This window comes from Streptosporangium sp. NPDC002721 (assembly GCF_042888905.1).
GTDB lineage: Bacteria > Actinomycetota > Actinomycetes > Streptosporangiales > Streptosporangiaceae > Streptosporangium.
The window spans coordinates 1-12,095 of record NZ_JBIAQI010000050.1 but is presented as its reverse complement, the minus strand read 5'-3'; the positions used below and the strand labels follow the sequence as shown (position 1 = coordinate 12,095).

The 12,095-nt window shown below is 70.3% G+C and carries 9 protein-coding genes; 6 read left to right on the top strand and 3 right to left on the bottom strand.

Annotated elements, in window-relative coordinates; genetic code table 11:
• Positions 1 to 59: 59 nt before the first annotated feature.
• Entirely contained in the window at positions 60 to 722 is a 663-nt protein-coding gene (gene leuE, locus ACFYWM_RS42185; protein WP_389926708.1) for a leucine efflux protein LeuE, read from the bottom strand.
• A gap of 468 nt (positions 723 to 1,190) precedes the next feature.
• Between leuE and ACFYWM_RS42180 the strand changes: the two genes are divergently transcribed.
• The 6 genes from ACFYWM_RS42180 to ACFYWM_RS42155 all read left to right on the top strand — a co-directional run bounded on the left by ACFYWM_RS42180 (position 1,191) and on the right by ACFYWM_RS42155 (position 9,771).
• The gene (locus ACFYWM_RS42180; RefSeq protein WP_389926705.1) at positions 1,191 to 1,391 is read left to right on the top strand and encodes a hypothetical protein; all 201 of its coding nucleotides are present in this window, start codon (positions 1,191 to 1,193) and stop codon (positions 1,389 to 1,391) included.
• A gap of 157 nt (positions 1,392 to 1,548) precedes the next feature.
• Positions 1,549 to 3,390 (top strand): cellulose binding domain-containing protein, encoded by a 1,842-nt coding sequence (locus ACFYWM_RS42175; RefSeq protein WP_389926702.1) that lies wholly within the window; start codon positions 1,549 to 1,551, stop codon positions 3,388 to 3,390.
• Positions 3,391 to 3,514: 124 nt separating this feature from the next.
• Positions 3,515 to 5,071, top strand: a complete 1,557-nt coding sequence (locus ACFYWM_RS42170; RefSeq protein ID WP_389926700.1) for a cellulose binding domain-containing protein — start codon at positions 3,515 to 3,517, stop codon at positions 5,069 to 5,071.
• Between the two features lie 118 nt (positions 5,072 to 5,189).
• Positions 5,190 to 7,220 (top strand): carbohydrate binding domain-containing protein, encoded by a 2,031-nt coding sequence (locus ACFYWM_RS42165; protein WP_389926697.1) that lies wholly within the window; start codon positions 5,190 to 5,192, stop codon positions 7,218 to 7,220.
• 199 nt (positions 7,221 to 7,419) lie between these two features.
• A complete protein-coding gene (locus ACFYWM_RS42160; RefSeq protein WP_389926694.1) occupies positions 7,420 to 8,808 on the top strand; it encodes a hypothetical protein in 1,389 nt (462 codons plus the stop codon).
• A 111-nt stretch (positions 8,809 to 8,919) separates the two neighbouring features.
• Positions 8,920 to 9,771: a PhzF family phenazine biosynthesis protein gene (locus ACFYWM_RS42155; protein WP_389926692.1), complete on the top strand. Its 852-nt coding sequence runs from the start codon at positions 8,920 to 8,922 to the stop codon at positions 9,769 to 9,771.
• Positions 9,772 to 9,955: 184 nt separating this feature from the next.
• Here ACFYWM_RS42155 and ACFYWM_RS42150 read toward each other — a convergent pair whose 3' ends face one another.
• Positions 9,956 to 10,708, bottom strand: a complete 753-nt coding sequence (locus ACFYWM_RS42150; protein WP_389926689.1) for a DUF6597 domain-containing transcriptional factor — start codon at positions 10,706 to 10,708, stop codon at positions 9,956 to 9,958.
• A 4-nt stretch (positions 10,709 to 10,712) separates the two neighbouring features.
• Positions 10,713 to 11,819, bottom strand: coding sequence for an AI-2E family transporter (locus tag ACFYWM_RS42145; protein WP_389926685.1), 1,107 nt, complete (start codon positions 11,817 to 11,819; stop codon positions 10,713 to 10,715).
• Between the last annotated feature and the right edge of the window lie 276 nt (positions 11,820 to 12,095).

Genomic DNA, 12,095 nt, shown 5'->3' with positions numbered 1-12,095 from the left:
GACCGGCGCCCACGGTGACCGGCGTCGGCGGGTGTGCTCAGGGGTGACGGTGACCGGCCTCAGGTGAGGGTCGCGGTGGCCAGCCTCGCCCCGAAGCCGATGAACAGCGCGCCCACGCCCGTGCGCAGCCCGGCCGACAGCCCGCGGCGGGCCCGGAACTGCCGGGCCAGGAACGTCCCGCCGAAGATCAGCGCCGACAGGTAGAGCGCGCTGAACAGCTGGCAGATCGCGCCCAGGATCAGGAACGACAGGGCGGGGGTGCCGTAGGCCGGGTCCACGAACTGGATGAAGAACGAGATGAAGAACAGGATCGCCTTCGGGTTCATCAGGCTGACGATCAGGGCCCTACGGAAGGGGCTCCGCGCGGTCCGCTCCTGGACCGGGGCCGCTTCGGCGGTCTCGCCCCCGGTGCCGGGGGATCGCCAGGAGCGCCAGGCCGACCGGAGCATCTGGAACCCGATCCACACGAGGTAGGCCGCGCCGGCGTACTTGACGACGTTGAACAGGAGCGGCGACGACTTCAGCAGGGAGGCGACCCCCGCCGCCGCCATCACCATCAGGACGGTGTCGCCGACGAAGACCCCCATCGCCCCCCGGTACCCCTGCCGCACCCCGCGCTGGGCGGCGGTGCTGAGCACGTACAGGGAGTTCGGGCCGGGCAACAGGATGATGAAGAAGGCGCCGACCGTGTAGGTCCAGATGTCGGTGATGCCAAAGAACACGGCGATACTCCAGGGGGCGTTACGGATGCGTCATTACCGTACCGCCTAAAGGTGCTTATCTCCTTTTCCGGGTTTTCCGGACACCACGCACCGGTCCACTCGGACACCGTGCACCGCGTCGCCCCTCCGCGCGCCCGACCACGCTCGCCGGAACGCTCCCGGGTGCGGCCCCGGAACGCTCCCGGGCACGGCCTCGGATGGCCCTCGGACGTAGTCACCGGAACGCTCCCGGCCGCGACACGGGCGACTGACGTTTTTGGGCCTTGTGGCAGGACTCTGTCAAGGCTACGATCGCGACAACTCTTAGGAAACTTTCCTAAAAGAAATGCCGACTGGGGGTGCCCATGGCCCGTGCCTCCCCTCCAACCGATTTCGAGCTGCGAAAACTCGGCGGCGGAAGCCGTCGCCGCTGAAGGTCCGACCGTCCGGACGCCTCACCCCCCAGGTTCCACGTCCATGGGAGCGATCATGCGGCGCACCTTTCCCTTACTCGTCCTGACTACGGTTGCAAGCCCCGGCCGCGGCCTGCCCGCCCCCGCCACTCCCGCCTCCGGCGTCACGGCGGCCCCCACCACCGAGACCCCCGTCGTGCCCGCCGTCGTCACGGCCGCCGCGGCCGTCATCGGCGCCGCCGTCGCCGTCCCCGCCCGCCCCGAGGCCTCTCGCTGAACCCGGCGGTCCCCGGCGCCCCGCGCCATCGACGGAACGGTCCCCCGGTCGGAGCCGTGCCCACCCCGCCGTACGGCCCGCGCCCACGTCCGCGCCCGCGCACCCCCCGCGTGGCGCGGGTCGTACGGTCACCCCCCACGGAATGCATGAGGTCAACGTGAAATTACGCGCCATCGCCCGCTCTCTCGTCGCCCTGGCGGCCCTCGTCCTGACGATGGTGGTCGCGCTCCCCGCCCAGGCCGCCTCGGCCACCGCCGTCTTCACCAAGACCTCGGACTGGGGTACCGGTTTCGAGGGCAAGTACACGATCACCAATGGTGGTACGACGACGATCAACGGCTGGTCGGTGGCCTTCGACCTGCCCTCGGGGGCGAACATCGGGTCCTTCTGGGACGCGTCGCTGAGCCGTAGCGGGCAGCGTTTCACCTTCAGCAACGTCGGCTGGAACGGCACCCTTGCCCCCGGCGCGACCGCGAGCTTCGGTTTCAACGGCAGTCCGGGCGGCGCGACCCCGTCCAACTGCACCCTCAACGGCGCGTCCTGCAGTGGCGGCAGCGTCCCCGTCACCCCTGGAACGCCCGGAACGCCGTCGGTGACCGGCACCACCAACTCCTCGATCTCCCTGTCCTGGGGCGCCTCCTCTGGCACGGTCACCGGCTACCGCGTCTACGAGGGCTCCACGCAGCGGGCCCAGGTGACCGGCACCAGCGCGACGATCGGCTCGCTGGGCACCTGCACCTCGCACACCTACACCGTCAGGGCCTACAACGCCCAGGGCGAGTCGGCCGCCAGCGGTCCGGTGAGCGCCACCACCACCGGCTGCAACAGCGGCGCCCCCGGCAAGCCGGGCACCCCGTCGGCGACGGGCGGCGCGAACAGCGTGGCGCTGTCATGGGGCGCGTCCTCGGGAACGGTGACCGGCTACCGGGTGTACGAGGGCTCGACGGTCAGGGCGACCGTGAGCGGGACGAGCGCGACGGTGTCGGGGCTGGGCGTGTGCGAGTCGCACACCTACACGGTCGCGGCGTACAACGCCTCGGGCGAGGGCCCGAAGAGCGACCCGGCCAGCGCGACCACGAACGGCTGCACCGGCGGCGGCCCGCTGCCCAAGCACTTCCTCACCGGCTACTGGCACAACTTCGACAACCCGGCCGTCGAGCTGCGGCTGTCGGCGGTGCCCAACGAGTACGACCTGATCGCGATCTCCTTCGGCGAGGCCACCGCCACCCCCGGTGAGGTCGTCTTCGGCGTCGACCCGGGCCTGTCCGCCTCCCTCGGCGGCTACACCGACGCCCAGTTCAGGGCCGACGTGCAGACCCTCCACGCCCGGGGCAAGAAGGTCATCCTCTCGGTCGGCGGCGAGGCGGGCCGCGTGCAGGTGGCCAGCGCCGCCGCCGCGACCAGGTTCGCCGACACCGTCTACGCCCTGATGCAGAGCTACGGCTTCGACGGCGTCGACATCGACCTGGAGAACGGGCTCAACTCCACCTACATGGGCCAGGCGCTCCGGTCGCTGCGGGCCAAGGCCGGATCGAACCTGATCATCACGATGGCGCCGCAGACCATCGACATGCAGTCCACCGGCGGCGAGTACTTCAAGCTGGCGCTGGCCATCAAGGACATCCTCACCGTCGTCCACACCCAGTTCTACAACTCCGGCTCCATGCTCGGCTGCGACCAGATGGCCGCCTACTCGCAGGGCTCGGTCAACTTCATGACCGCGCTGGCCTGCATCCAGCTGGAGAACGGCCTCCGTCCCGACCAGGTGGCGCTCGGCCTGCCCGCCGGGCCCGGCGCGGCGGGCGGCGGCATCGTCGCCCCGGCCCTGGTGAACCAGGCCCTGACCTGCCTGGCCACCAGGACCAGCTGCGGCAGCTTCGTGCCGCCGCGCGCCTACCCCGGCATCCGCGGCGCGATGACCTGGTCCATCAACTGGGACGCCAGCAACAACTGGAACTTCTCCAGGACCGTCAAGCCGCACCTCGCGACCCTGCCCTAACCCTCTGACCCCCGAAACCCCCGCCCCGGACCTGCCCGGCACCGCACGCCCCGGCCGGGCAGGCCCGGACCCCGCCTCCGCACCCCGCCCCCCACACCTCGCACCCCCCAACCGAGGAAGAAGCATGAGATTTCGACGAACGCTGACCGCGGTCCTGGCCGCGCTCGGCATGTCACTCGGCCTGTCACTGGTCGCGCCCCCCGCGTTCGCTGCTCCCAACACCGCCGTCTTCACCAAGGTCTCCGACTGGGGTACCGGTTTCGAGGGCAAGTACACGATCACCAATGGTGGTACGACGACGATCAACGGCTGGTCGGTGGCCTTCGACCTGCCCTCGGGGGCGAACATCGGGTCCTTCTGGGACGCGTCGCTGAGCCGTAGCGGGCAGCGTTTCACCTTCACCAACGTCGGCTGGAACGGCACCCTTGCCCCCGGCGCGACCGCGAGCTTCGGTTTCAACGGCAGTCCGGGCGGCGCGACCCCGTCCAACTGCACCCTCAACGGCGCGTCCTGCAGTGGCGGCAGCGTCCCCGGCACTCCCGGAACGCCCGGAACGCCGTCGGTGACCGGCACCACCAACTCCTCGATCTCCCTGTCCTGGGGCGCCTCCTCCGGCACGGTCACCGGCTACCGCGTCTACGAGGGCTCCACGCAGCGGGCACAGGTGACCGGCACCAGCGCGACGATCGGCTCGCTGGGCACCTGCACCTCGCACACCTACACCGTCAGGGCCTACAACGCCCAGGGCGAGTCGGCCGCCAGCGGCGCCGTGAGCGCCACCACCACCGGCTGCACCAACCCGCAGCCCGGCAAGATGGCCGGAGCCCCGTACCTCTACATGGGCTGGGGCAGCCCGCCCAACCCCGTGACCGTCATGAACGCCACCGGCGTGAAGTCCTTCACCATGGCGTTCATCCTGTCCGGCGGCGGCTGCAACCCCGCGTGGGACGGCAACCGGCCGCTGACCGGCGGCGCCGACCAGACCGCGATCAACCAGATCAAGGCCGCGGGCGGCAGCGTGCAGGTCTCCTTCGGCGGCTGGTCGGGCAACAAGCTCGGCCCGAACTGCTCCACCCCGGCCGCCTTCGCCGGAGCCGTGCAGCAGGTCATCAACGCCGTCGGCCCCGCGGTCGTCGACTTCGACATCGAGAACACCGACGAGTTCGAGAACTACACCGTCCAGGACCGCATCCTCAACGGCCTGAAGATCGTCAAGCAGAACAACCCGAACGTCAAGGTCGTCGTCACCTTCGGCACCGCCACCACCGGCCCGACCCCGGCCGGCATACGCCTGATCAACCAGGCCAAGGCGCTGGCCGTGCCGATCGACAACTACACGATCATGCCGTTCAACTTCAGCGCCTCCAACATCTACAACGCCACCGTCAGCGCCTCGGAGGGCCTGAAGAACGCCCTCAAGGCCGCCAACGGCTGGACCGACGCCCAGGCGTACGCCCGGATGGGCATCTCCGGCATGAACGGCCTGTCCGACCAGCAGGAACTGACCACGCTGGCGGCCTGGACGCAGATCCGTGACTGGGCCAAGTCCAAGGGCCTGACCCGCCTGGCCTACTGGGCGGTCAACCGTGACCGTCCCTGCCCGGGAGGTGGCGTGGTCGCCCACTGCAGTGGCATCGCCCAGAGCGACTGGGACTTCACCCGCGTCACCGCCGGTTTCTGACCCACCCGAAGCGAACCCGCCCAGCGCGAGCTCGCACGACTCGCACGGCCCGCACCCCGCCCGGGTGCGGGCCGTGCCCCCACGACACCCTCCTAAAGATCTTTGCGGGGTAAATCGGATGCACCTCAGGAAACTCGCCGTGGCCGCCGTCCTGGCGCTCGGCGGGACGATGCTGGCCGCGACACCGGCCCACGCGGCCAACATCGCGACGAACCCGGGCTTCGAGAACGGGCTGAGCGGGTGGACCTGCTCCACCTCCTCGGGCGCCACGACCGTCACCTCGCCCGTACGCGGCGGGACCAGGGCCCTGCAGGCCACCCCGGCGGGCAGCGACACCGCCCGCTGCCAGCAGACGGTCGGCGTCAGGCCCTCCTCCGCCTACACCCTGTCGGCCTGGGTCAGGGGCGGCTACGTCTTCCTCGGCGCGACCGGCACCGGCGGGACCGACCCCAGCACGTGGGCGTCCTCGCCCTCGTCCTACACCCAGCTGTCGACCTCGTTCACCACCGGCGCCTCGACCACCTCCGTGACGATCTATGTCAACGGCTGGTACGGCCAGGGCACCTACCAGGCCGACGACGTCGTCCTCGACGGAGCGCCGGGGCAGGGGCAACCCCCCGCGACGCCCACCGGGCTCACCGGCATCGGCAACGCCACCACCGCCTCGCTGAGCTGGAGCGCCTCCCCGGGCGCGACCGGCTACAACGTCTACCGCAACGGCACCAGGGTCGGCACGCCCACCGGGACCACCTTCTCCGAGACCCCCGGCGTGGGCAACCACTCGTACCAGGTGAGCGCGACCAACGCCTCGGGCGAGTCGGCGAGGTCGGGCGCGGTCTCCGTGACGGTCGGCAACGACCAGCCGCCGCCCCCGTCCGTACCGTCGGGACTGGCCGCCACCGTGAGCGGCACGAGCGTCGCACTGAGGTGGAACGCCTCCTCGGGCGCGACCACCTACAACCTCTACCGCAACGGGACGAGGGTCGGCACGCCCACCGGGACCACCTACACCGACACCCCGGGCGCGGGCACGCACAGCTACCAGGTGAGCGCCTCCAACGCCTCGGGCGAGTCGGCGAGGTCCGGCGCGGTCTCCGCGACCGTCACCGGCACGCCCCCCGGCAACCTGCCCAAGCGGGTGCTCGTCGGCTACCTGCACGCCTCCTTCGCCAACGGCTCCGGCTACATCCGGATGGCGGACGTGCCCAACGAGTGGAACGTCATCAACCTCGCCTTCGGCGAGCCCACCTCGGTGACCTCCGGGGACATCCGCTTCACCCAGTGCCCGGCCGCCGAGTGCCCCAACGTCGAGTCAGAGGCCGAGTTCATCGCCGGCATCCGGGCCAAGCAGGCACTCGGCAAGAAGGTGCTGATCTCGATCGGCGGCCAGAACGGCCAGGTCCAGCTGAGCACCACCGCCGCGCGCGACAAGTTCGTCCAGTCGGTGGGCGCCATCATCGACAAGTACGGCCTCGACGGCCTGGACATCGACTTCGAGGGCCACTCCCTCTATCTCAACAGCGGCGACACCAACCTGTCCGCCCCCACCACCCCGGTCATCGTCAACCTGATCTCCGCGCTCAAGACCCTCAAGGCGAGGTACGGCACCCGCTTCGTGCTGACCATGGCCCCCGAGACGTTCTTCGTCCAGCTGGGCTACCAGTTCTACGGTCCCGGCCCGAACGGCTCCGCCGACCAGCGGGCCGCCTCCTACCTCCCCGTCATCCACGCGATGCGCAACGACCTCACCCTGCTGCACGTGCAGGACTACAACTCCGGTCCGATCATGGGGCTGGACAACCAGTACCACACCATGGGCGGCCACGACTTCCACGTCGCCATGACCGACATGCTGCTCGCGGGCTTCCCCATCGCGGGCAACCCGAACAACGTCTTCCCCGCCCTGCGCCAGGACCAGGTCGCCATCGGCCTGCCCGCCGCCCCGTTCGCGGGTAACGGTTTCACCACGGTCCCGGAGGTCCAGAAGGCCTTCGACTGCCTGGCCAAGGGGACCAACTGCGGGTCGTACCGGCCGAGGGGGGTCTACCCGAACCTCCGCGGCCTGATGACCTGGTCGATCAACTGGGACAGGTACAACGCCTTCGAGTTCTCCCGCAGCCACCGGGCCTATCTCGACGGCCTGGGCTGAGAGCCCCTCGCCGCCGGGGGAGACGGACCTCCGGCGGCGAGGTTCCCCCTTCCGCTACTTGGAGGCGGCTCCGCTGCTTGGAGGCGGCCGCCCGTCGTGACGGCACGGATTCCCGGGGCCGGGAAAACTGGCAGAGTGGTCTCGGTTTGGAGATCCGGGTGGCTGGTTGGTCGCCAGGTCCGGCAGGCTAGGGGCCGTCATGGACTACGCAATTCTCACGGGGTTCGTCCTCGTTCTCGGTGTCGTGCTCGCCCTGGTCGCGCAGTGGAAGGGCTGGAGACCCTCGCTGCTGGTCATCCTGGGGGTCGGAATCGCCTTCCGGGTGCTCATCATGGCCACCTCTGCGGTGGACACCTGGCAACCGGTCGACTTCATCAACAGCTTCAAGCCCGCCGGAGAGGCGGTCCTGAACCGCGAGGACCCCGTGCTCGGCAGCTCGGGAGGCTGGCACTTCCTGCCGACCATCCCCTACGTCTACGGCCTCCTGCTCTGGCTGGGCATCCCCTGGGAGATCGGCGGCCGCCTGGTCACCGTGGTCGCGGACATCGTGCTGATCCCGCTGGTCGGCAAGCTCGCCGGGGGCCCCAGGGCGTCACTGCGCGCCTTCCAGTACGCCTGCAACCCGCTGGCCATCCTCGTCGCCTCCGTCCACGGCCAGGTCGAGCCGGTCGCCCTCGTCTTCGGCGTCGCCGCCTTCGTCGTGGCCCGAGGTCCCGGCGACCCCGACCGGCCGGGCATGACCACCAACCCGCTCGCGCTGGCACGCCAGAGCGTCGCCCTGCACGGCCTCGCCGGTGCCGTACGGCACGCCTTCGGCCCCGAGGGAGTGATCCGCGGGGCGCTCACCCCGCGCCAGGGCGACCGGCTGTCCCTGCGCCGCGCCCTGTTCGCGGGACTGCTGATGGGACTGGCGCTGTGCGCCAAGAGCTGGCCGATCTGGCTCATCCCCGGCATGCTCCTGCTGCTGCCCACCTTCCGCGCCCGCGCCGTGGCGTTCGTGGCCACGGGCATCGCGCCGGTCTTCTTCCTGGTCACCCTGCCGATCTTCGCCGGCACCTCGCTGAGCCAGATCCCCGAGGTCATCCGGGTGATCCAGGACATCCGCCCGATCGTCGGCCAGTGGGGCTACAGCGCCATCCTCATGGACGGCGTCAACGACCTGAACCAGGGGATCGCGACGTTCGGCACCCGCCTGATCTACGTCACCATGCTGGTGGTGGCCTTCCTGTGGCGCCGCGCCGACCCGATCGACCTCACCACGGCGCTGCTGCTCGCCTTCATGGTCGCCACCCCCAGGCTCGGCGCGCAGTATCTCCTGTGGTTCATGCCGTTCCTGATCGCCCGCCCCACCCGCTTCGCGTGGCCCGCGATCATCGGCGCCTCCCTCTGGGCGGGGTACGGCTACCTCTACATGACCCAGTTCGACTCCGCCACCTGGCGAAGTCTGCACGTCGTCTGGTCGCAGGCCTCCATCGTGCTGCTGCCGATCCTGGCGCTCGCCATGCCGTGGGGGCGCCGCGTGCCCCGCGCGCCCGTCGCCGCGCCCGAGGGATCACCCCCCTCGGCGCCCGTCCCCGCGTCCGCCTGAAGCCGCGTTTCCCCTGAAACCCGATGCTCGCCACCGCTCCGTCACCGCCGCGTGACGGAGCACCGGCGGGGCACGGGAGGAGTACGGGCGGGGCTGGTACATTCCGGTCCTGTGACGAGCACCGTGGAAATCCTGCGTTACACCGCCTTCACCCACGACCCCGAGGGGGGCAACCCCGCCGGGATCGTCCTCGACGCGGCAGGGCTCTCCGACGCGGAGATGCTGGCCGTCGCCGCGGAGGTCGGATACTCCGAGACGGCGTTCGTGACCGAACGCGACGACGAGCGACGCGCCTTCCGGGTCCGATACTTCGCCCCCTCGGCGGAGGTGGCGTTCTGCGGGCACGCCACGATCGCCACCTCGGTGGTGCTGGCCGAACGCCTCGGGACCGGGCGCCTGACGTTCGACACCAACGCGGGCGAGATCGTCATCGACACCGAGATCGCCGACGACGCGCTCCGCGCCACGCTCACCAGCGTCCCCACCCGCTCCCGGCCCGTCGCGGAGGACGCGCTAGACGAGGCTCTCGAAGCCCTCGGCTGGTCCCGCGACGAGCTCGACCCGGCGTTCCCCCCGCACGTCGCGTTCGGCGGCGTCGAGCACCTCGTGCTCGCGGCCTCCTCGCGCGAACGCCTGTCCGGCCTCGACTACGACTACGAGCGGCTGAAGGCGCTGATGACCCGCGAGGGCTGGACGACGGTGAACCTGTTCTGGCGGGAGAGCGACGAGCGGTTCCACGCCCGCAACCCGTTCCCGGTCGGGGGAGTCGTGGAGGACCCCGCCACCGGCGCCGCCGCCGCGGCCTTCGGCGGCTACCTGCGGGTCCTCGGGAACGGCTCCTCGGAGTTCACGGTCATCCAGGGCGTGGACATGGGACGGCCCAGCACGCTGAAGGTCTCGATCGCCTCCCCGGACGGCCGGAGCCGGGTGAGCGGGGGAGCGGTCGCGCTGGAGACCGCCTGATCTCGGTGCGACGACCCGCGCGGGCCCGGTTCAGGCGCTCCCGCCGCCGGGCCGATCAGAGGTCGCCACGTCGATCGGGCAACCGGCTCAGGGGCCGCCGCGTTGATCGAGCAGTCGACCCAAGGGCCGCTGCGTCGGTCGGGCAACCGGTTTCAGGGGGCGCCGCATTGGCCGAACAGTCGACTCAGGGGCCGCCGCGTTGATCGAGCAGCCGGCTCAGGGGCACCCCCGCCAGCCGCCGTACCTCGTTCGCCATGTGCGCCTGGTCGGCGTACCCGCTGATCGCCGCGACCTCGGCCGACGTGACGCCACGCCTGGCCAGTCGCAGTGCCCGCTGGAATCTGACCACCCGTTGCAGCACCTTCGGGCCGTACCCGAAAGCCCGCAGGGACCGGCGCAGAAGCTGTCGCTCGCTGACTCCCAGATCCCAGGCCACCTCCCCCACGCTCCGCCCCGCCCGCAGCGCCTCGGCGATCGCGGGCGCGGCCGGGTCGGGGCCGGGCGTCCCGCGCAGCCGCAAGGCCAGCGCCCGCTGCACGACGTTCGAGAACGGCTCCGGTCGCCGGGTCCCGGCCGGCCCGCTGGACGGCTCCGGCCCGGCGGACGCGGTGAACGGTTCCAGCTCGGACAGCTCAGCGAACCGCTCCAGGTCGGACAGCGGCACCCTCAGGTCGCGCAGGCTGTCGAGCGGTACGCCGAACAGCTCGCCCGCCGCGCCAGGTCCGAACCGGATTCCCGTGTAGCGGGCACCCGGCGCCATCCGGACGGATTTCGGGCCCGTGTCGGGCCCGGCGACAAGCGCCCCTTTCGGCCCCCAGATCAGATCCACGCAGCCGTCGGGCACGACCAGCTGCGTCATGGCGGAGGTCGCCTCGTTGCTCCACACGCAGGCCACCCGCCCGGCGAGGCGGGAGTCCGGCGCCCACTCGCGATACATGGCCTCAGCGTACGGGCGACGGGTTCTCGCCCCGTTCCTCTCCCGGACTCTTCCCCGTGCTCGGTTTCCCGTCGTCGGGGACGTCCCCGGAGACGAGGGCGGCGGCCCAGTCGCCGTCGGGATCGCTGTCGATCAGCAGGGCCCGGGTCAGCAGGCTGAGCGGGATGGCCAGCAGCGCGCCCAGCGGGCCGAGCAGGAACGTCCACAGGATGAGCGAGAGGAAGGTCACGGTGGTGGACAGCCCGACGGCGTCACCGAGGAACTTCGGCTGGATGAGCGATTGCACCACGAAGTTGATCAATATGTAGGCGACGATCACGAAGATCATGGTCTTGGGCCCGCCCTCCAGGAGAGCGAGCAGGGCCGGCGGGATCAGTCCCAGAACGAAACCGACGTTGGGGATGTAGTTCGTGATCAGCGCCAGTACTCCCCACAGGAGGGGGAGCGGTACGCCGAGAATCCAGAGCGCGGCCACGTCCAGCGCGGAGCAGATCAGCCCGAATCCCGTCGAGACCAGGAGATAGCGGCGGGTCTTGTGGGCGAAGTTGTTGAGCGCCCCGATGAGCAGGGGCCTGCGCGCCGTGCCCATGGCGAGGATCTTGGAGAAGGCCTGGGCGTCCAGGCACATGGCCAGAAGCAGGACGACGATGAGGACCAGGCCGGAGAACACGCCCAGCAGCCCTGAGACGAACCCTTGCGCGAGCGCGAAGATCTTGCCGGGGTCGAAGGAGTTGATCGCCTCGTTCATCTGCTGTGTGCCGAAGCCGAACCTGGCCGCCTGCTGTTGTGCCTCCGCGACGAGCTGGTTGAACTGCGCGTCGTAGGTGGGCGCGAGGGCCGCCATCTGCGCGACCGCCACGGTCAGGATCGCCACCATGCCCAGGAGCACCAGCAGCACGATCGCCAGGGGGACCGCCACCAGCGTCCATCCGGGAGCGCCACGTTCGCGAAGCCAGGTTCTGACCGGAGAGACCGCCAGGACGAGGACCAGCGCGAGCAACACCGGTCCGATGATCGACCCGATCTCTCTGATTCCCGCCAGGGTGACCACGGCGCCCGCGGCGCAGAGGAGTACGACGAGCGCCCTGGGCAACACTCTTTGGTCCGTCATGACGGATCTCTACCCAGCAGGTGAGAAACACGTCCTGGCGGGGCAGGCTCTTCGATTTGACGGAGTCCGGCGGCGTACATAGAGTTCACAGGCCCGAGGGGGTCGGCGGAGATCGCCAGAGCCTCGGGACCCTCCTTCTGATCATCTCCCTTCGTCGGGGCGCATGCGTCACGCCGAAGTCCGATTGGACAACGACCGGATGTCGGAGTAAGTTAGAGGGGTTGCCCTGGAAACGGGGTGGTCGTAATCCTAACGGGTTCGATCGGATCGCGTCGA